At 61.2% G+C, this 20,219-nt stretch carries 16 protein-coding genes and 2 tRNA genes; 16 read left to right on the forward strand and 2 right to left on the reverse strand.

Annotation, left to right across the window (positions count from 1 at the left end; translation table 11 throughout):
- Window positions 1–68: 68 nt before the first annotated feature.
- Window positions 69–141, reverse strand: a tRNA-Ala gene (locus tag P273_RS0106555).
- 213 nt (window positions 142–354) lie between these two features.
- On the opposite strand from P273_RS0106555, the gene P273_RS0106560 reads away from it, so the two are divergent.
- The 16 genes from P273_RS0106560 to P273_RS0106635 all read left to right on the forward strand — a co-directional run bounded on the left by P273_RS0106560 (window position 355) and on the right by P273_RS0106635 (window position 18,540).
- Window positions 355–1,380 (forward strand): D-2-hydroxyacid dehydrogenase, encoded by a 1,026-nt coding sequence (locus P273_RS0106560; RefSeq protein ID WP_024627659.1) that lies wholly within the window; start codon window positions 355–357, stop codon window positions 1,378–1,380.
- Window positions 1,381–1,385: 5 nt separating this feature from the next.
- Window positions 1,386–2,201, forward strand: a complete 816-nt coding sequence (locus P273_RS0106565) for a DUF1287 domain-containing protein (protein WP_029676252.1) — start codon at window positions 1,386–1,388, stop codon at window positions 2,199–2,201.
- A gap of 106 nt (window positions 2,202–2,307) precedes the next feature.
- Window positions 2,308–3,258 (forward strand): magnesium transporter CorA family protein, encoded by a 951-nt coding sequence (locus tag P273_RS0106570; protein ID WP_024627661.1) that lies wholly within the window; start codon window positions 2,308–2,310, stop codon window positions 3,256–3,258.
- Between the two features lie 9 nt (window positions 3,259–3,267).
- Window positions 3,268–4,098: a glutamate ABC transporter substrate-binding protein gene (locus P273_RS0106575; protein WP_029676253.1), complete on the forward strand. Its 831-nt coding sequence runs from the start codon at window positions 3,268–3,270 to the stop codon at window positions 4,096–4,098.
- A 75-nt stretch (window positions 4,099–4,173) separates the two neighbouring features.
- A complete protein-coding gene (leuS, locus tag P273_RS0106580) occupies window positions 4,174–7,143 on the forward strand; it encodes a leucine--tRNA ligase (protein ID WP_024627663.1) in 2,970 nt (989 codons plus the stop codon).
- Window positions 7,144–7,243: 100 nt separating this feature from the next.
- On the forward strand, window positions 7,244–7,909 hold the full coding sequence (locus P273_RS0106585) for a helix-hairpin-helix domain-containing protein (RefSeq protein ID WP_024627664.1): 666 nt from the start codon (window positions 7,244–7,246) through the stop codon (window positions 7,907–7,909).
- A 425-nt stretch (window positions 7,910–8,334) separates the two neighbouring features.
- Complete coding sequence (locus tag P273_RS0106590) at window positions 8,335–9,819, forward strand: ComEC/Rec2 family competence protein (protein WP_172637256.1); 1,485 nt, start codon at window positions 8,335–8,337, stop codon at window positions 9,817–9,819.
- Between the two features lie 28 nt (window positions 9,820–9,847).
- Window positions 9,848–10,825, forward strand: a complete 978-nt coding sequence (holA, locus tag P273_RS0106595) for a DNA polymerase III subunit delta (protein WP_024627666.1) — start codon at window positions 9,848–9,850, stop codon at window positions 10,823–10,825.
- On the forward strand, window positions 10,822–11,406 hold the full coding sequence (gene tsaE / locus P273_RS0106600) for a tRNA (adenosine(37)-N6)-threonylcarbamoyltransferase complex ATPase subunit type 1 TsaE (RefSeq protein WP_024627667.1): 585 nt from the start codon (window positions 10,822–10,824) through the stop codon (window positions 11,404–11,406). Before holA ends, tsaE begins: the two co-directional genes overlap by 4 nt.
- Window positions 11,403–12,191, forward strand: a complete 789-nt coding sequence (gene tsaB / locus P273_RS0106605) for a tRNA (adenosine(37)-N6)-threonylcarbamoyltransferase complex dimerization subunit type 1 TsaB (RefSeq protein WP_024627668.1) — start codon at window positions 11,403–11,405, stop codon at window positions 12,189–12,191. The genes tsaE and tsaB overlap by 4 nt, the downstream gene beginning before the upstream one ends.
- Entirely contained in the window at window positions 12,188–12,700 is a 513-nt protein-coding gene (rimI, locus tag P273_RS0106610) for a ribosomal protein S18-alanine N-acetyltransferase (RefSeq protein WP_024627669.1), read from the forward strand. Before tsaB ends, rimI begins: the two co-directional genes overlap by 4 nt.
- The gene (gene tsaD / locus P273_RS0106615) at window positions 12,693–13,736 is read left to right on the forward strand and encodes a tRNA (adenosine(37)-N6)-threonylcarbamoyltransferase complex transferase subunit TsaD (RefSeq protein WP_024627670.1); all 1,044 of its coding nucleotides are present in this window, start codon (window positions 12,693–12,695) and stop codon (window positions 13,734–13,736) included. Before rimI ends, tsaD begins: the two co-directional genes overlap by 8 nt.
- Before the next feature lie 78 nt (window positions 13,737–13,814).
- Window positions 13,815–13,887 (forward strand) — tRNA-Asn (locus P273_RS0106620).
- Between the two features lie 309 nt (window positions 13,888–14,196).
- On the forward strand, window positions 14,197–15,732 hold the full coding sequence (locus tag P273_RS0106625) for an alpha-N-arabinofuranosidase (RefSeq protein WP_024627671.1): 1,536 nt from the start codon (window positions 14,197–14,199) through the stop codon (window positions 15,730–15,732).
- Between the two features lie 196 nt (window positions 15,733–15,928).
- Window positions 15,929–16,594: a M23 family metallopeptidase gene (locus tag P273_RS09830; protein WP_253269592.1), complete on the forward strand. Its 666-nt coding sequence runs from the start codon at window positions 15,929–15,931 to the stop codon at window positions 16,592–16,594.
- 119 nt (window positions 16,595–16,713) lie between these two features.
- Window positions 16,714–18,540: a long-chain fatty acid--CoA ligase gene (locus tag P273_RS0106635; RefSeq protein ID WP_024627673.1), complete on the forward strand. Its 1,827-nt coding sequence runs from the start codon at window positions 16,714–16,716 to the stop codon at window positions 18,538–18,540.
- Here the strand turns inward: P273_RS0106635 and P273_RS0106640 are convergent.
- Window positions 18,510–20,093 carry a hypothetical protein gene (locus P273_RS0106640; protein WP_024627674.1) on the reverse strand — a complete coding sequence of 528 codons (1,584 nt, stop codon included), beginning with the start codon at window positions 20,091–20,093 and terminating at the stop codon, window positions 18,510–18,512. The genes P273_RS0106635 and P273_RS0106640 overlap by 31 nt on opposite strands.
- Window positions 20,094–20,219: the final 126 nt, after the last annotated feature.

Consider the following 20,219-nt stretch of genomic DNA (forward strand, 5'->3'; position numbering starts at 1 on the left):
CCCCGATCTGGCGTTTGCAAGCCCAACGAATATAAAAAGATCCCGAGGTGACCTCGGGATCCTATCTGTGGAGCTAGGGGGATTCGAACCCCCGACCTTCTCCATGCCATGGAGACGCGCTACCAGCTGCGCCATAGCCCCGTGCTTGCCTTGCTTGGTGAAGCCTTGCTTATAGTACACCGGGATTGGCGAATGGAGCAACTCAGTGTGTTGCCCCGGAATTGCAGGGATTGTGAGCTATTTGATGGATTTTATCCTCGAATGGTCTTGAGGCATTCCTGAGCTTGCAAGTGCGCTAGCATGATGAACAAGGGGCGACCAAGGGGGTCGGCAGCAACGGAAAGGCGGCGGACCATGACCGGCAAAAACGATGCCGAAGTGCGGGTTCAAAAGCGGAACGAGAATCATCCTGGGGACCAGCTCATCATCAACTGCCTGCCCTTGGACCAGAGTGAACGACAGGAATTCCTCCAGGCGGCTCCAGGCGTTCGCCAGGAGTTCATTGTCGACACGGACATGCGGCAGAGCATGCATTGGCTCATCGATGTCCCTGAATCCCTCCGATCGGAGGCCACGATCATTTTGGGTAATCCGCCGGCCGAGCAGGTAGTTGCCTGCCGTAACCTGGTCTGGCTGCAGACCAGCAGCGCGGGTGTGGATGCCTACATGAAACCGGGGGTTCTGCCTCCGGACGCCATGTTGACCAGCGCCTCAGGCGCTTACGGGCAGTCGGTCTCCGAGCACATGTTCGCCATGATGTGGGCTCTGATGAAGGACCTGCCGGCCTACCGGGACAATCAGCGTTTGGGACGTTGGGAACCTCGCGGGGCCGTCCTTTCGCCGCATGGCTGCCAGGTCCTGGTTTTAGGCACAGGGGATATCGGAGCCTCCTTCGCTCGTCTGGCCAAGGCCGTAGGCGCTCGGACCATCGGTATCAGGCGCCATCCCGACCAGCCGGTGGAGGGGTTCGACCGTCTGGCTGGTTTTGATGATCTGGATGCCCTGCTGCCTGAGATGGATGTAGTGGCTCTGGCCCTGCCTTCAACGCCGCAGACCCGGCACATCATCGATGACCATCGTCTTGCATTGATGAAGTCCACCGCCGTGCTGATCAACGCGGGCAGGGGAGATGCCGTGGACTGCATGGCTCTGGCCCAAGCCCTGGATAAGGACGGCATTTTCGGTGCAGGTCTGGATGTGACCGAACCGGAGCCCCTGCCTGAAGACCACCCGCTCTGGAGGCAACCACGCTGCCTGCTCACCCCGCATGTGGCCGGGGGAGCCTACCTGCCCTCCAACATGGACAAGGTTCGGGAAATCTGCCTGGATAACCTTCATCGGTTCATGGATGGCAGGCCCCTGCGCAACCGGATGAGGTGACCGCTGTGTCTACAGAGCGAAACCGCGGCGGCCGCAGCCAGCGGCGGACAGTGGTTCTGCGGTGGGCGGCTGTCCTGCTGGCGCTTGCATTGATTGTGGCGGGCTCCTTGGCCCTGGCTGGCAGGCTGGTGGGCGTCGGGCCTGCTCGCCATTCAGACAATCAAAACTCCTCCGCAAACGGCCCCAGGACCGCTTCTCACGGCCCTCCTGGATATTCTCCAGAGCAGACCGCGGCCCATTCGCCTCTGACCTCGCCTGTAGACTACAACCATGACGGCGTGGATGACTACACGGCCATGGTGCGTGGAGCCCATCAGGAGGCCCGCCGCCATCCTCATTATGACAGCGGCTACTACCAGGGCGGCTATCCTCCCGATGACCGCGGCGCCTGCACCGACGAGATCTGGAGGGCCTTCCGGCAGGCCGGCTACGATCTGAAGACCATGGTCGATGCCGATATCGCCTCGTCTCCTGGGGCCTATGCCGGAGTGATCAACAGCCCGGATCCGAACATCGACTTCAGGCGGACCAACGTCCTCGGCGTATTCCTGTCCCGGCATGCCCAGCGTCTGACCAACGACACTGCGACCACCGACCAGTGGCAGCAGGGCGACATCGTCATCTTCGACACCTCCTGGCACATCGGCATGGCCTCCGATAGAAGGGACAGCCGTGGCATTCCCCTGCTTCTGCACAACATGGGCCAGCGCGACAGGGAGAACGACTACCTGGGCTCGCCAGGCCACCGTCCCATCACCGGGCATTTTCGCTTCGACGCCTCCAAAATCCAACCCGCCGTCCTGCGGCCATGGCGGGGATGACCGGGGACTACCCTGCGGAATTGAACACGGCGGTAACTGGTTGTCTGCTACTATCGGTTCGGCCAGAAACGTCGGCCAGGTTCGAGCACGAGAGGCGGTGATGGCGATGATGAGAGTATTCAGCACCATGAACGGGCAGATCGAGCAGATCGGCAAGGCTTCCAAGGGCTCATGGATATGCTTATCGGCGCCCACCGATGTCGAGCTGGCCAACGTCTCCCAGACCACCGGTATCGACCTGGCTGACCTGCGTGCCCCCCTGGACGATGAGGAGCGCTCGCGTGTGGACGTTGAGGACGAGTACACCATGGTCATCGTCGACATTCCCCGGGCTGAGGAACGCGACGGCCGGGACTACTACGAGACCATCCCTCTGTCCATCATCGTCACCGAGGATCTGATCGTCACCGTCTGCATGCAGGACACCGTCCTGCTTCATCCCTTTATGGAGGGCACCATCCGGGGTTTCAACACCTTTATGAAGTCCCGCTTCATCCTGCAGATCCTCTACCGCAACGCCACCCTCTATCTGCGCTACCTGCGCATCATCGACCGCGAGTCGGACCGGCTGGAGCTCAAGCTGCGTCACTCCATGCAGAACCGCGAAATTCTTATGCTGTTGGAGCTCAACAAGACCTTGGTCTACTTCGCCACCAGCCTCAAGTCCAACGAGATCGTCCTGGAGAAGCTGACCGGGCTGGAGCGGATCAAGCGCTATCCGGACGACGAGGACCTTCTGGGCGATGTGATCACCGAGAACAAGCAGGCCATCGAGATGGCCAACATCTACTCAAGCGTGCTTTCAAATATGACCGATGCCTTCGCCTCCATCGTCTCCAACAACGTCAACAACGTCATGAGGATCTTCACCATCATCTCCATCAGCCTGTCGGTACCCACGCTGATCTTCTCCATGTATGGCATGAACTTCAACCAGGGCATGTTCGGCATGCCCTTTACCGACAAACCCTGGGGCTTCGCGGTCGTGGTCATTCTCTCGGGTCTGGTGACCGCCTTGGTAACCTGGTTCCTGACGCGTTCGAGAATGTTCAAGTAGGGGCCGATCATGTTTGCACGCAGGATTGCGGCGGCTCTGGCGGCACTGGTTCTGGCGGTGCCCCTGAGCGGGTGCGGCCGCCAGGAGGATCGTTACCGGGCGGGTTCCATTGGGCCCAAGATCAGCGTGGGTATCTCCTTCGACCAGCCCGGGCTTGGATTTGCCCAGTCCGGCCAGTACCGGGGTCTGGATGTGGATGTGGCCCAGTACGTGGTCCATGAGCTGGGATACGCCCAGTCGCAGATTGTTTTCCGCCAGGTGAAACCTGCGGACCGCGAGCGCATGCTCGAACAGGGTCAGGTGGACATGGTTGTGGCCGGCTACTCCATAACCCAGGAACGGCAGAAGCTGGTGGATTTCGCCGGGCCTTACCTGGCTGCCGGGCAGGACCTTCTGGTTCGTCGCGCTCAAAACGATATTGCCGGGGTGGAGGATCTGGCCCAAAAGCGGGTCTGCGTGGCGGCGGGATCCACCTCCGGGGCTCTGGTGCGCTCGCTGGCACCCCAGGCCCAGGTCCAGGAGCGGGAGGAGTTCCCCGAGTGCATCACGGCCCTGCTCAGCGGGGATACGGATGCCGCCAGCGGTGACGACTTTGCCCTGGCCGGACTGGCTCATGTTCGTGGCGGTGGCCAACTGCGCCTGGTCGGTAAGCCCTTCTCCAACGAACATTACGGTATCGGCGTGCCCCACGGGGATCCGGAGTTGGTGGACGTCATCGACCAGGCCTTGAAGAGGATGATGCGGGACGGGTCCTTCAAGGCTGCCCTGGGCCGGGCCTCCAAGTCCATCGGCTATTCCATTGATGCCGCCGCCCGCACTCTGCGGCCCGGCGATCGCTGAGCAAGGCTTCCGCCAGGATGACGGATGCTGGACATTGGCTCGGCCGTGTCCATGTGAATGGCGATAATTCACCATATGAACGCGAATGAAGACAGGGATCATCAGCAGACCCAGGAATCCGATCAGCCCAAGTTCCGATACGATGCCACCATGGCGCAGACCATCGAGGAGCGCTGGCAGAAGCGCTGGGACAAGGAGGGCACCTTCTGGGCAGCCAACACCAAGGGTGATTTGACCGATGCCCAGGGAGATCACGCCGGAGGCCGCAGTCCCTATTTCGTCATCGACATGTTCCCCTATCCTTCGGGCAAGGGTCTGCATGTGGGCCATCCCTTGGGTTATATCGCCACCGACGTGGTCAGCCGCTACCACCGGATGAAAGGTGAGAACGTCCTGCACGCCATGGGCTACGATGCCTTCGGCCTGCCCGCCGAGCAGTATGCGGTCCAGACCGGCCAGCATCCCCGGGTCACCACCGAGCAGAACATCGCCAACATGCGCTGGCAGCTGCACCGGCTGGGGCTCAGCTTCGACGACCGCCGCTCCTTCGCCACCATCGATACGGACTACGTGCGCTGGACCCAGTGGATCTTCTCGCGCATCTACGAGTCCTGGTACGACCCCGACTACCGCCGTGCCGACGGGGGGACGGGCTCGGCCAGGCCTATCAGCGAACTGGTCGAGGCTTTCAAGTCCGGAAGCAGGCCCATCCCCGGTCATCCCGATGCCTCCTGGGAGGACCTGGACGAGGCCGAGCGCTCCGAGGTGCTCAACGACTTCCGTCTGGCCTACATCTCGCGCTCGCCGGTCAACTGGTGCCCCGGACTGGGCACGGTCCTGGCCAACGAGGAAGTGACCGCTGAGGGCCGCTCCGAGCGCGGCAACTACCCGGTCTACCAGCGCGAACTCAAGCAGTGGTCCATGCGCATCACCGCCTACGGTCACCGGCTTCTGGAGGATCTGGACATTCTGGACTGGCCCGAAAAGGTCAAGCTCATGCAGCGCAACTGGATCGGGGAGTCGCACGGGGCTTCGGTGGACTTTACCGTGCCCAGCCCTGACGGCGATCAGACCATGGAGGTCTACACCACCCGTCCCGATACGCTTTTCGGTGCCACTTTTGCCGTGGTCTCTCCCGAGCACGACCTGCTGCAGCACCTGCCTCAGGAGTGGCCTGAGGATGTGCCTGAACAGTGGAAGGGCGGTTATGCCAATCCTGCGGAGGGCGTGCAGGCTTATCGACGGGCCGCCGAGGCCAAGACCGCCAAGGATCGTGTGGACGAAGGCGGGGCCAAGACCGGCCTGTTTACCGGTCTGTATGCGGTCAACCCCATCACCGGGGCCAAGCTGCCCATTTTCGCCGCCGACTACGTGCTGATGGACTACGGCACGGGCGCCATCATGGCTGTGCCAGGCGGTGATCAGCGCGATTACGATTTCGCTGTCAAGTATGGCCTGCCTGTCGTCTACACGGTCAGCCCGCTGGATGATTCCGGACAGACCCTGGACGATTACCGGGGCAAGGCACCTTTCGTCTCCCATGACGGTATTGTGGTCAACTCTTCGGTCCAGGCCACCCAGGCCGCTGGCGATCCGCTCAGCCTGGACGGTCTGCGGGTTGACCAGGCCATCGAGAAAGTGACCGCATGGCTGGAGTCGGCCGGGGTGGGCCATGGAACGGTCTCCTACCGGTTGCGTGACTGGCTCTTCTCCCGTCAGCGCTACTGGGGTGAGCCTTTCCCGGTGGTCTATGACGACCAGGGCCTGCCCCACCTGCTGCCCGACAACCAGCTGCCGGTGGCCCTGCCGGATGTGCCCGACTATTCGCCCAAGACCTTCGACCCCGAGGATGCCCAATCCAGCCCCGAGGCCCCGCTGAGCCGCAACCAGGACTGGGTGAACGTGACCCTGGATCTGGGCGACGGCCCCAAGGTCTACCACAGGGACACCAACACCATGCCCAACTGGGCCGGCTCCTGCTGGTACTACATGCGCTACATCGACCCCAAGGACGACCAGCACATGGTTGATCCGGAGGAATACGACTACTGGCTGGGTCCCAAGCACAACGCCACGGCCGGGGAGTCGGGCGGCGTCGATCTCTACGTGGGCGGTGTGGAGCACGCGGTGCTACACCTGCTCTATGCCCGCTTCTGGCACAAGGTCCTCTACGATTTGGGATACGTCTCGTCCAAGGAGCCCTTCCACAAGCTCTTCAACCAAGGAATGATCCAGGCCTACGCCTACACGGACCAACGCGGACAGTACGTGCCCGCCGCCGAGGTGGAGGAGCATGATGAGGGTGGCAAGGTCAGCTACACCTGGCAGGGGCAGCCGGTCAACCGCGAGTTCGGCAAGATGGGCAAGAGCCTTAAGAACATCATCACCCCTGACGACATGTATCGCACCTACGGGGCCGACACCTTCCGCCTCTACGAGATGAGCATGGGCCCCCTGGATGAGTCCAGGCCCTGGAACACGCGCAACGTGGTGGGCGGCATGCGCTTCCTGCAGCGGCTCTGGCGCAACGTGGTGGACGAGCAGACCGGCGAGGTGGTCCTGGACGAGGGAGAGCCCGACCAGAAGACCCTGAAGCTGCTCAACACCACCATCCACGACGTGACTGTGGAGATGGAGGCCATGCGGCCCAACACGGCCATTGCCAGGATGATCGTGCTCAACAACCATCTGACCGGGCTGAATCCGACACCCAGGGCAGCCATCGAGCCCCTGGTGCTCATGCTCTCGCCCATCGCCCCCCACATCTGCGAGGAGCTTTGGAGCCGGCTGGGTCACAAGGAGTCCCTGGCGCATGCCCAGTGGCCGACCTGGGATGATCGCTATCTCGGCGAGGACACAGTCACCGCCGTGGTCCAAGTCAAGGGCAAGGTCCGTGGCAAGCTGCAGGTCAGCCCCGACATCGCGCCTGATCAACTCGAGGCCATGGCCCTGGCACTGCCCGCCGTCCATGAGCGGCTGGGTGGCAAGGAGCCGCGTAAGGTCATCGTCAAGGCACCCAAGATCGTTTCGGTCGTGCCGGCCTGATCCTGCACTGCCCGCAGCCAGGCTGTGGACAGGCGATGACCTTCGACCACATAGCCCCCCGACCTCATATCGGGGGGCTTTTTCATGTCAGGCTGGGTCCATGAGCATCAACATCACCCAGCCGCCGGCGCCGCCCCTGCAGGCTCTGGTTCAGAATCAATCCGCCAGGTCAAGGGGGTCGGCCGAAGATATGGCCGAATCCCAGACTCGGCGTGATCGGCCCGTCTGGTCGTTTACGCCGCTTCAGGCCTTGACAGCCATTCTTATTCTGGTGGTTGCCCTTGCGATCAGTCTGACCCTGCTGGCCCAGCAGGAACGGGCACTGGCCGCAGGAGTGGCAGTCGACGGATCCGGGGGCAAGTCATCGGTCCCGGCAAAGGGCGATGCCAACGGTGCTGCACACCGAAGCAAGCATGTTTCAGGAAGCGATGGTAGACGGAACACCCATGGTGACGAAGGCAGCGGGCATACCGAATCGGCCTCGGATTCCGCTCAACATGACCAAGGGGCAGGCAATGCCTCTGCAGCTCCGGCCTCCAGTGCCTCCGCGGGGACAGCGGATCAGACCGGACGGGTGAATCTCAATAGTGCCAGTCAAGAGGATCTGGAGAATGTCAAGGGGATCGGTCCGGTCACGGCAGCAAAAATACTGGAGCATCGGCGTGCTCTCGGTGGTCGCTACGCCTCGGTCGATCAGCTTCTGGATGTTCCCGGCATCGGTGCCAAGACCCTGGCCCGATTACGCCCGTATCTGGTGGCGCAATGATGACCTGCCGGGCAGAAGATCGTCTTGCTGCTGATCGCGACAATGGCAATCGCAATCTTCGCATGCTTCCCGCCGCTTGTCTGGCCTGGGCTATTGCCCTGCTGGTCCCGTGGCTTCTGGACCGGAGCGTGGGCGGATCCGTGGCCGGATCAGCCAAGAGCGGCGACTGGTCCAAAACGGCAGGGGAGTCCAGAGGCGGCATGGGTATGTCGGTCTGGTTGATGCCGCTTGTCTTGGCGCTCCTATTGCTGATAGCCATGGTCCTGCTTGCCTTCAAACTCGTTTGCTTGCTTGTTGCAGAGGACTCTGATTGCAAGGGTCAGGTATCGCGACCACCCTATCGCCCATGCCGGCGGATCCGGCTGCACCAAGTTTGTCGGTCTCCGTGTATTTCCACCTGGCTTGGTCCTCGGAAGCTGCCGACATTGGCTGTCTTGGCTGCTGTGGCTCTGACTGTGGCATTGGCCGCCGCAGTTGGTCATGAGTCAGTGCGCAGCGGGCCGGCAGCTCGGCAGATCCGTCAGGGAAAAGCGCTGGCTGAGGTTCGTGGCTGGGCTGTGGGCCCCATGAATGCATCCTCTCGGCGAGGCTGGGACTGTCAGGCGGAGGTCAGGCTGGCATGGGTGACTGTGGCGGGGGTGCGCATGCCTTCCGATGAACGGATCATCTTTTTCGCCCGAAGCCGGTCATGCCTGCTGCAACAGGGCGGGCAGTATCGTGCGCGAGGCCTCTTGGAGCCCTCTGCTTACGGCCGTCCTATTCCCTGGCTGGCTGTGGAAGACGGGGCGAAAGAGGTCGAGCCGCCAGGCCCCTGTAGACGATTGATCGCCCGTATGCAAAGGGCCTTTCTCGAACAGACCAGCAGATTGGACGATCAAGGACGGATCCTGGTGCCGGGTTTGACCATGGGCATTCTGGGCAACCAGGCCCTGCCCGGGTCGGATGGCTCCCTGGGCAGGCCGGCAGTGGAGCCTGCCTATGCCACCCGTCTGACCCAGGACTTCCGGACATCGGGCATCTTGCACCTGATGGCGGTCTCTGGCGGGCACTTCATGATCCTGGCCTCGCTGCTGGTCAGGATCATGCGAGCCCTGCGCTCGCCGCCCTTGCTGATGGCCTTGGTTTTGTCTGCCGCCTATCTGGGTTTGGGCATGCTGATGGTCCCAGGTGATTCAGTTCTGCGAGCTCAGGCCATGGGGCTTCTTTCGGCCTTGGCTCTGGCTGCCTGCCGGCCTGCCCAGTCATTGAACACGCTGTCCTGGTGTGTCCTGCTGGTGCTGATCCTGCGACCTTCCATGGCTGCCAGCTTCGGCTTCGCGCTCTCTTGTGGAGCCGTGCTGGGAATCGGCCTGGGTAACCGGAGGTTGGCGGCCCTTCTTGAAGATCATCTTCCGACATTTTTGGCACGTCCATTGGCCACAACCCTGTGCGCCCAGGCCGGAACCCTGCCCGTGCAGGTGTTGATGAGTCCCGGGTTGCCTCTACTGGCTCCACTGGCCAACCTGCTGGTCACTCCTGTGGTCGACGCTGCCACAGTGACCGGTCTGCTGGCACTGCTCACTTCCTGGCTCTGGCCTCCAGTGGGTCTGTTTCTGGCCCGACTGACCTCCCTGGGTACCGGAGTCATGGCTTTTGCCGCCAGGTGGCTGGGCGAAGCGGCTGCTCCGGCGGCCTGGCCAGCGGGACCGGTCGGCAGCGCCTGCCTGGTTGGTCTGGGTCTCATGGCCGTGATCGAACATCGGCTGATTCGATTCATCCGTGCTCTGGAGCGAGATCATCCATGGCCGGCTGTGACAGGGGTGAATTCCGGGGTTCCCTTCCGGCCGTCGGCTTGGGTGTCAATCAAGGGCTGGCTACGGCAGACCTATGGCCTTCTAGCCCAGCTGGTCTTCAAAGATGACCGAGGGTAATGTCCAGCGATGAAGGGAGATTTGAGTCATGACCAAAGCTCAGCAGGAGAACCCTTCCGTCCACCTGGTGGTCGGCGGCGATCCCTTCCTCAACGCTCAGCGTTTCAAGGAGCTGTGCGCGCAGGCATGCGTCGCTCACCCGGACAGCGAATACATTGAGCTGGACGCGGCGGACTGCGACGCTTACGCCTTTCAGGAGGCGGTCGGACCCTCCCTGCTCAGTCAGACGGCCGTGGTTTGTCTGGATGATCTGCAGGCGGCTGATGAAGCCCTGAGCCAGGCCTTGATTGATTTCTGCCGCGAGAGCGCAGGGGACGAATCCAGTATCGTCATCGCACGTCATGACGGGGGCAACCGGGGCCGCAGACTCCTGGACCAAATGGCGCGAGCCGGTGCGGTTACGGAGCGGATGCCGGATCTGAAGAAGTTCGACGACAAGGTCGACTTCGTCTATGGGCGTTTCAAAGCCCATCAGCGCCGTATCCAGCCACGGGCTGCCCAGCGCCTGGTGGATGTTCTGGGCGAGCGCACTCCGGAACTGGCTGCCATGTGTTCCCAGCTCTGCTTCGATTTTGACCAGGATCCCATGACCTTGGAGATCGTCAACCGTTATCTGACCGACAACCCGGCTGTATCCGGATTTGCGGTGGCGGACAGGGCCCTTGCTGGCAGGCCGGCCCAAGCCGTCGTCGCTCTGCGTACGGCTCTGGAGCAGGGCAACGAACCAGTCTCCCTGATTGGCGTACTGGCCCTGAAGCTGCGGACGCTAGCCAAGGAGGCGGCCATCGAGTCGGGATCCATTACCACAGCCGAGGCCAAGGCCGCCTACTGGCAGTTGCGGGAGGCCAAGAGACAGCTGCATGGATGGACCTCCTCTGGCCTGGCGGCCTGCATCGAGGCCTTGGCCCAGGCTGATGAGATCAGCAAGACCAGCAGTGGCGATGCTCGCTATGCTCTGGAACGGGCAGTGGAGCTGATCGCCGCCAAGGGAAGGACATTGGCATGAGCCAGCAGGATGGATTGGAACTGGCGGTGCCTACAGGCGAGGACATGCAACGCCTGGGCAGAAACCTGGCCTCGTGTCTGCAAGGCGGGGACGTGATCCTCCTGTCCGGACCCCTGGGGGCGGGTAAGACCACACTGGCCCAGGGGCTGGGCGACGGACTTGGAGTGGACAGCCCTGTGGTTTCGCCCACGTTCACCATCGCCAGGGAGCTGCATGGCCGCCTGTCCGACGGCTCGCCGGTTACCCTGATCCACGTGGATGCCTACCGGCTGGGCGGACAGGACTATCTGCCTGGAGAGGATGCCGTGGATCGGCTCCTGGACGAGCTGGAGTCCCTTGGTCTGGATGAGGAATTGGAAGACCCGGGCCAAAGGACCATCATTCTGATGGAATGGGGCGAGCAGATGGCCTCTGCCCTGGCCGATCAACGTCTGGAAGTGAGCATCGCCAGACCCGTGGATCCCCGGGAAGATCCTGAGGCGCCACCCAGCTCCCAGGGTCAGCGTATGGTACGTCTGCGTGGAGTGGGTCCGTCTTGGGCCAATAGAATGGATCAGCTGAGAAAGGCGATGACTGCATGAGCGGGACCGATACGTCCCTTTTGGTGATCGATACCTCCTATGGCTCGACTGTTGGGCTGCCGGGGCGGGAGCCGTGCATCGAGACCGACTCGCGCTCGCACGTAGAACGCCTCCAGGTCAATATCGCCAAGGTCATGGATCAGGCTGGGCTGTCTGCAGACGATCTGCGGACCATCGTGGTGGGACTGGGGCCTGCACCCTTCACCGGTCTGCGGGCAGGCATCGTCACCGCCAAAGCCCTGGCGTTTGCCACGGGTGCCCGTCTGCTGGGACAGGACATCCTGGAGCCGCAGGCCCGCTATGCCTACAGCCGGTTCAAGCGGCAGGGTCAGGACCATACACGGCTTCTGGTGCTGGCTGTCAACGATGCACGCCGGCGGCAGCTCTACTACCGTCTCTTCGACGACTTCGATGGCGCGGAGGCCCCGGCCCAGCCGCTGACCGACATGAGCATCGACTATCCAACGGTGATCTGTGAGAAGATCGCGGCCATTGTGGAAGAGCGGGAGTCTGTGGATCAGGATCCTGTCACTCTGGTCATTAGCGGTCATGGAGCCGGCCGCTATGCCGATCAATGGGAGCGTCTGAATAGGCATTCCGATATACGGGTGGTGCTGGATGAAGGATCCTTCCTGGCGGATCGGACACGGGGGACAGGCCTGATGGCTGCTTGCGCTAGCAGACGTGCCCAGCATGGGCTGATCGACCCGGTGGAGCCCCTTTATCTTCGTCGGCCGGACGTCTCAGTGCCCAATCCGCTTAAGCACGTGGCAATCCAATCATGATTCGCGGGGCGGTCTTTGAGGACCTGGACCGGCTGGTAGATCTGGAGTCGCGCGTCTTCGGTGACCAGGCCTGGAGCCGGCAGGAGCTGCGGTTCGAGTTGTCTGCGCCTTCACGCACCTACCTGGTCTGGGAAGACCAGGGTGCCATCCTGGGCTACGGAGGTTATTGGTCAGGCGAAAGGGATGCCGAGCTGATGACCCTCGGGGTCTTGCCGGAGGCCCGGCATCGGGGTATTGCAGGATCTCTGCTGGCCAGGATAATTACGGGAGCCGATCGCGAGGGTCTGCAACGCATGAATCTGAAGGTCCGCGTAGATAACCCTGCGGCCATTGACCTCTACAAGAATTTTGGCTTCTCACAGGCCGGTCTATGCAAGGGTTACTATCAGCCTGAAGACGTGGATGCCTGGGCTATGACCAGACCTTTGAGTTCGATTGGACCGGGACCGGTGGGTTTTGTCAGCAACAAGCCTTCGGAAGGACAGGAAAGGATCATTGACCATGAGTGAGCCACTGGTGCTTGGCATCGAATCCACCTGCGACGAGACCGCTGCCGCCCTGGTTCAGGGCAACCGGCTGCTGTCCAACGTGGTGGCATCCTCCATGAACGAGCACGCCCGCTATGGTGGCGTCATCCCCGAGATCGCCTCGCGGGCACACGCTGAGTCCTTTGTACCGGTCGTCTCCAAGGCCCTGAAGGATGCGGATATGGACCTGTCCCAAGTGGATGCCATAGCGGTCTCGGCTGGTCCTGGACTGGCTGGATGCCTTGCTGCAGGCGTTTCCGGTGCCAAGGCGCTGGCTTGGGCGGCGAAGAAGCCCTTGTATGGCATCAACCATGTCATCGGACACATAGCGGTCACCCAGCTCCAATTCGGACCCTTCCCTAAGAATGCCCTGGCCCTGATAGTCTCCGGCGGCCACACCTCGTTACTGCATGTGGATGATCTGGCGCGATCGATCCAGGTGGTGGGCACCACCCTGGACGACGCGGCAGGGGAGTGCTTCGACAAGATCGCACGCCTGCTTGGCTTCCCCTATCCGGGCGGCCCCCACATCGACCGCCATGCCCGTCTGGGCGACCCCCACGCCATCGCCGTGCCCCAGGGGTTGACCAAGGGTCGGGCCGGGGCCGAGCATCCTTATGACTTCAGCTTCTCCGGGGTCAAGACCGCCGTGGCTCGATGGGTCGAACGCAGACAGCAGGCCGGGCTCGACATTCCCGTGGACGATGTCTGTGCCTCCCTGGCTGATTCCGTGGCCACCGTTCTATCTCGCAAGGCCATGGCCGCATGCCACAGGTTCGACACGGATACTCTGATTGTCGGCGGCGGGTTCTCGGCCAACTCGCAGCTGCGTGGCAAGCTTCAGGAATTCGGCGAGCAGGAGGGCATCAAGGTCCGCATTCCCAAGATCAACCTGTGCACGGACAATGGTGCCATGGTGGCCATGCTGGGCGTCAATCTGGTTCAGGCCGGACTGTCCCCCTCCGCTCCTGACTTCTCCATCGATTCGGCCATGCCCATGGACAGGATTCTCATGTAATCGACACGCCAAGTTGTCGGATGCGAGGGTCCTGACTATAGTATGGTAATTGTGTTCAGCGAGAGTTGAACGGGACATTCCCGCATAGCTCAGTTGGCAGAGCGTTCGACTGTTAATCGAAATGTCGCTGGTTCAAGCCCAGCTGCGGGAGCTCTCGACCGCCGGTCTTCCGGCGGTTTTTATTTTTACTGTGCGATCAATCCGACGAATGCAAGCCCATTGCCCCAGGTGCTCTAGATTGTTGTATGCACAAATATCAGAATGATCATTTGATCGAATTGTTTTCAAGATGAATGATTAGGCAACCTTTCGTTTAACACCAGGCGGTCCATTTTCGAGATTGTGCGAAGCTGCAGCCGAGTGCTTTGCAGAATACACAACGTTGTACCATTCAGATGATCCGTAGTTCCAATATGGATGAGAAGCATGGACGACAAAGTCAGAACGAGGGAGTCAGACAGTGACGCAAGGGCAGCAAACTCACAGGAGCAGGGCACAGTTCAAGGTGGATGAGGAGCAGGAGTCCACGCCCATTGAAGATCGACTCTTCGGATCTTTCGTGGAGCACCTGGGCCGGGGCATCTATTCGGGCATCTATGAGCCGGGTCATCCGACAGCAGACGAGCAGGGTTTTCGCGGTGACGTCATGAATTTGGTCAAGGAATTAGGCGTGACCACCATCCGATATCCGGGCGGCAACTTCGTCTCAGGCTATCGCTGGGAAGATGGCGTGGGTCCGCGCGAAAGCCGTCCTCGTCGCCTCGACCTGGCCTGGCACTCTAGCGAAAGCAACGAGTTCGGCCTGCATGAGATGAGCGACTGGCTGGATAAGCTGGGTGGCAACGAGCTCATGGAAGCCGTCAACCTAGGCACCAGGGGCATGCAGGAGGCCTTGGATCTGCTCGAATACTGCAATGTGCCATCTGGTACCGAGTTGTCGGAACGGCGGCGTGCCAATGGCCATGATCGCCCCTTCAACATCAAAATGTGGTGCCTGGGCAACGAAATGGACGGCGACTGGCAGATCGGCCACAAGAGTGCACAGGAATACGCCGATCTGGCCAACCGGACGGCTGTGGCCATGCGGATGATCGATCCGGAACTGGATTTGGTTGTATGTGGATCTTCTTCGCACACCATGCCCACTTTCGGTCTCTGGGAGCGTACCGTCCTGGAGCGCTGCTTCGAAAATGTGAACTTCCTTTCATGCCATGCCTATTACGCGCCCAAGGATGGAGACATGGCCAGCTTTCTGGCTTCCGGCGTGGACATGGACAGTTTCATTACCGATGTGGCGGCCATCATCGCCGCCTCGCGTGCCCGGCTGGGCAGTGATCATCAGGTTTTCATCTCCTTCGATGAGTGGAATGTCTGGTACCAGGATGCTCAGGCCAGCAAATCGCCGGAAGGCATCGGCAATTGGCCGCTTGGCGCGCCGCTTTTGGAGGATGTCTATTCGGTGGCAGATGCCGTGGTGGTGGGTGACCTGCTGATCACATTGCTCAGGCATGCTGACGTCGTTCATGCGGCCAGCCTGGCGCAGCTGGTCAACGTCATTGCCCCCATCATGACCGAGCCCGGCGGCCCGGCCTGGAGGCAGACCATTTTCTATCCCTTCGCCCTGACTGCCCGTTATGCGCGGGGTGCCCGTGTACTCAAGAGCCTGCAAAGCTGCGACACCTATGAGACCTCCCGCTATGGCCAGGTGCCCATGACTGATTCTGTGGCCGTCAGAGGTGCCGACGGTTCCCTAAGCATATTTGCGGTCAACCGTAGTCTTGAGCGTTCCGTTGATTGTAGAATCGCGCTGCCTGAACAGGATCGACATCGGAAGGCGACGGTCAGCATCCTGCACGAGGATGACCCATCGGCTCGCAACACCCTTGAACATCAGGAGCGGGTCGTCATGCACGCCAGGCAAGACTTCAGGATGGATGAGGATGCCATAAGCCTTCAACTGCCTCCCATCTCCTGGACGGTCATTCATCTGGCTTAAGGGGTCAATGAAGTCATCTTGGATAAAAACACCTTTCCAGGATTTTCAAGTATGGTTTCTCTGCTGTCAATCCGGGTGTGGACGATTACATATTCGACCACATACTTCCTTCCGGCTCAAGCAGCTTTGGTATCCAATCCATCATGATGGTGGGCGCCCAATCGGGTACCCACGATGACGGAATGAAGGTGCGACTATGGCCTGTGCGCGTGACCATAAGAACAAGGGCATTGGGCGAGTTACCAGCCGGATGCCCATCATGCCTTCCGGCTGTCGGCCCCCTTGGTTTCCCAGGACGCTGCTGGTGTTGACGCTGGCACTGGTCCTGTCGACCGCGGGGCCTACGGCAACCGTCGCGTCTCAGCCTGCGCCGACCCTGCCTTCGGCTGCAGCTCCGGCGCAGAACGGTCGAGTTACCTCATCGGCCTCAGCCTGTCGCCGGGGCTGGCTGTGGCCCCTTGAACCTTTGCCTGGTGATAAGGCCGTCCCAGAGATTATGCGTCCCTTCGATCCTCCGGATCATCCATGGCTGAGCGGTCATCGCGGGATCGATCTGGCAGTGCAACAAGGCAGGCACATCCGGGCCCCGGCAGATGGTGTCATCACTTTTGTCGGTTCTGTAGCAGGCAAGGACGTGGTCTCCATTCGTCACGGCAAACTGACCTCCACCTATGAGCCAGCGAAGAGCTCATTGCCGGCAGGAACTCGGCTGCAGGCCGGCACAGTCTGGGGAGAAGTAGAGGGGGTCTCTGACCACTGTGATCAAGATTGTCTGCACTGGGGGCTGAAAGATGGTCACAATCACTATTTGGATCCAGGCGCTAAAGTCGGACGGCACCGCATTCGTCTCAAGCCTCTATAGGAGTGCGCGGTCCGCTTGCGAGACTCGCGCGTCTGCAGACCAGGTATATCGCCGGCCCGGGGGAGCGGTTAGAATCGTAAAGCATAACGCCGTTTCAGCAGGGAGTGGTCATGCAGAACATGCAGGAAGAATTTACGCGTCCGCTTGAGAAGCCCATAGACGCCGATGCCGGTGTCTTCTCCCTGCTTGAGGACAGGGTGGAGCGCCTGGGCGACGATCCTTTGATCGAATACCGGAGCGGACGCGAGTGGAGCACGATAACGGCCCGTGAATTTCGCGACCGTGTGATCGCGCTGGCTAAGGGGCTTATGGCCCGGGGGGTAGGCCGGGGAGATTCGGTGGCTATCGTCGCGCACACCCGATGGGAATGGACTGCCCTGGACATGGCCATCCTGTCCATCGGAGCTGTGACGGTGCCGGTCTACGAGACCGACTCTCCCGATCAGATTCGGCGCATCTTCAACGACTCCCATGTCGGCATGGCCTTTCTGGAGGATGACGATATGAGGGCCCGAGTGGATGCAGTTCGCTCCCAGTGTGCCTATCTGAACGACTTGTATGTGATCAGCAGGGGGGCACTGACTACTATGACCGCCTACGGACGGGCGGTGGATCAGGCAGACTTCCAGGCCCGTGCCGACTCGGTGCAGGGTTCCGACTTGGCCACCATCGTCTATACCTCAGGCTCCACGGGCAAGCCCAAGGGTATAGAACTCAGCCATAGCAACATCGTCTTCACTGTCCGTTCAGGTACTCAGGCAGTCCCTGACATCTGTCTGGGTGAGGGCAAGCGGCTTCTGCTCTGCCTGCCCCTGGCCCACGCTTTCGCCCGCTGCCTGCAGTTCTTCGCCATTGCCACGGATCTCACCCTGGGGCTTACCGGGTCCATCCGCAATCTGTTGCAGGACATGCAGACCTTCAAGCCCACTTTCATCCTGGCTGTGCCGCGAATCTTCGAAAAGATTTACAACGCTGCCTCCCAGCGGGCCGGAACAGGCGCCAAGGGCAGGATTTTCCTGGATGCTGCAGGAGTGGCCAGGCAGTGGTCCCGTCATCAGCAGACCGGAAGCCGGGTTCCCATGTCGCTGAAGACCAAGCACCTCATGTACACAGGCACCGTTTACGACCCCATCCTGGAGGCCTTGGGCGGCCGGGTCAAGTATGCCATTTCGGGCGGTGCCCCCTTGGATAGGGACATTGCGGACTTCTTCAACGGCATAGGTCTGCCCCTGCTGGAGGGTTACGGCATGACCGAGACCATGGGTCCGGTGACGGTCAACCCCACCGAGGGCTACAGGCTGGGCACCATCGGCCTGCCCATGCCCGGCATCACCGTGGGCATCGACCAGGAGGGCCAGCTGTGTGTCAAGGGCCCCGATGTCTGCATGGGCTACCACAACCATCCGGAAATCACCACCAGGCAGATTCGCGACGGTTGGCTGCTGACCGGCGATCTGGGCAGTCTGGACGAAGATGGGTTCGTTCGGTTGACCGGTCGGCGCAAGGAGGTCATCATCACTGCAGGGGGCAAGAACATCTCGCCTTCGCTGCTGGAAACAGCCGTTGAGCGTTCGCCCATCATCAGCCATTGCATGGTCATCGGGGACCGTAGGCCTTTCATTTCGGCCCTGATCACCCTCAATCTCGAGGAGGTCAACAAGTGGCTGCGGGACCAGGGCGCCGAACCCTTGGACGATGCCGCTTCGGCTGGGGAGAACCCTATCATCCGCACGGAGATCGATCGTGCGGTAGACGCGGCCAATGCGCAGGTCTCCCGGGCCGAGGGAATCCGCCGCTATCTGGTTCTGGACCAGGACTTCACTCGTGAAAACGGACTGCTCACCGCATCATACAAGCCCCGTCGCCAGGAGGTTCTCAAGCGGTATGAAGACCAGATCGAGCAGAAGATCTATGCTCAGAGACCCGCGTCGGCTGGCTTGATGTAGCCTGTATCAATCAGAGCCGCCTTGAGGTTGGAGGCCGAAACCGCAACCAAGGGTCTTGACAGGCGGCGCAGTTGTTTGCCGTCCTGGTTGACGGTGTGGATCGTATCCATGGCTGGCACCTTGCCCTGGCTGTTGAGCCCGACACAGGCCTTGGCCATATCAGCCGCAAGACCCAGTCTGTCCTCCAGACCAGTCATCCACTGCCGTCCGTCCACGATTTGAGGAATATTGTCCACGTAGGCGCCGTATCCACTGATGACGGGCCAGGCAGCATGGTCGTCCGAGGGTGTGGAATCCTGAGTCCTGCCCGTGGTCTGTGAAGGATCAGCCTGCGATGCTGTCGGATTCCGGGCTGCAGGGCTCTGAGCAGGCTTGGGCACGCGCTGCCGGTGCAGATCCTGATGACCGACCATGGATCCCACAATGCCTGATATTGAGATCTCCGGGTTGACGTCCGCCGATGAACCCCGATAACCCAGATCCCCGAGCTCAGAGACCACGCCGGAAACAATGAAGTCGTTCATGGCCAGAATGCCGTCCACCTCGGTGTGGGTCTTGGCGTCATCGTTCGTGGCCAGGCGGGTCGCCAGCTCTTTGCCGGCAGCCGAAGCATCCTTGCCTGGATCAAAGGCGATAGCCTGCCAGTCCTTTTCGGTGCTGTCTGCCTTCAGGAGCCCAGAGGGGCTGATAGCCCGTCCATCCTTGAAGTAGGGCCCCAGCACCTGCCAGATTCCTGCGAAAGCTTGGGCGGGGAAGGAATTCTGCTCAGCCTGGACGGTTTCAACACCCTTGTCAGCAGGGGATGCATCAGATGATGCGTCAGCTGTCCGGTTCGGCAGCAGGATTTCGATGCGGCAGGGGTTGTCCTTGCTGGCCTTGTCCAGTTCCAGTTTGCTGGTCAGTTTGTCCGCCTGCATCTGACCGATGGCCCGTGCATCAGATAATTGCACGAACAGATCCGGTTGGATGCCCGGCACCTGGTTGGCCAGCAGGACCACATGCATGCCCGCGCCCGCAGCCAGACGCAGAGAAGAGACCAGACGTGCGCGCGCCTTGTCTTTGGCATCGGCATCCAATGACTGGCTGATATAGTCGCCATACTGGCGGGTGATGGAATCTGGCGAGGTCATGGGTGCCACCACCAGTGTGGTCGGCTCTGAAGTCTTTCCGGCCTTGCGCTCCGAAAGGCGGTTGACCAGGTAATCCTGCAGCTCCTTGCTCTGATCCTCCAGGTTCCCGCTGGTGTAGGCATCGATGTGTTTATTGGGAAGATGCTCCTTGGCCAGTGCTGCCTTGAGCTCAGGAACCAGCGCGGCCCACTTGTTGATGGGCGTGTGCTGGGAGAGGGTGATGCCGTCGGAGGGAGTGAAAATAGCCACCCGACCGGGGACCTCAGCGGCCGCAGTAGCCCCTTGGCTCTGTGGGGCGCTCGGAGACTGTTGCCCACTGCCCAAGGCCGGACCACCGCAAGCACCAGCCGATGCCACCATGACCAAACTCGCCAGCAGGGCCAGCAAGCCGGACAAATGCCGTGCAAAGCCGGTCTTCTTCACGTTCGCTCCTTCGTTCCGACAGAGCCCGACTCTGGCCGGGTCCCGAGCAACCATTCTATGGGCTCTCGGGCAGGAGCGTATGAAAGGCCGATGTTTCGCGTAGACGGTCCTCGCCGGTGGAACTGA

Source organism: Bifidobacterium sp. A11, from assembly GCF_000499185.1.
Lineage (GTDB): Bacteria > Actinomycetota > Actinomycetes > Actinomycetales > Bifidobacteriaceae > Bombiscardovia > Bombiscardovia mizhiensis.

Coding starts and splice junctions, on each gene's coding strand:
- P273_RS0106585 (WP_024627664.1), top strand. CDS start 7,244: ATGAGCATCAACATCACCCAGCCGCCGGCGCCGCCCCTGCAGGCTCTG.
- tsaD (WP_024627670.1), top strand. CDS start 12,693: ATGAGTGAGCCACTGGTGCTTGGCATCGAATCCACCTGCGACGAGACC.
- leuS (WP_024627663.1), top strand. CDS start 4,174: ATGAACGCGAATGAAGACAGGGATCATCAGCAGACCCAGGAATCCGAT.
- tsaE (WP_024627667.1), top strand. CDS start 10,822: ATGAGCCAGCAGGATGGATTGGAACTGGCGGTGCCTACAGGCGAGGAC.
- tsaB (WP_024627668.1), top strand. CDS start 11,403: ATGAGCGGGACCGATACGTCCCTTTTGGTGATCGATACCTCCTATGGC.
- P273_RS0106560 (WP_024627659.1), top strand. CDS start 355: ATGACCGGCAAAAACGATGCCGAAGTGCGGGTTCAAAAGCGGAACGAG.
- holA (WP_024627666.1), top strand. CDS start 9,848: ATGACCAAAGCTCAGCAGGAGAACCCTTCCGTCCACCTGGTGGTCGGC.
- P273_RS09830 (WP_253269592.1), top strand. CDS start 15,929: ATGGCCTGTGCGCGTGACCATAAGAACAAGGGCATTGGGCGAGTTACC.
- P273_RS0106635 (WP_024627673.1), top strand. CDS start 16,714: ATGCAGGAAGAATTTACGCGTCCGCTTGAGAAGCCCATAGACGCCGAT.
- P273_RS0106575 (WP_029676253.1), top strand. CDS start 3,268: ATGTTTGCACGCAGGATTGCGGCGGCTCTGGCGGCACTGGTTCTGGCG.
- P273_RS0106570 (WP_024627661.1), top strand. CDS start 2,308: ATGATGAGAGTATTCAGCACCATGAACGGGCAGATCGAGCAGATCGGC.
- rimI (WP_024627669.1), top strand. CDS start 12,188: ATGATTCGCGGGGCGGTCTTTGAGGACCTGGACCGGCTGGTAGATCTG.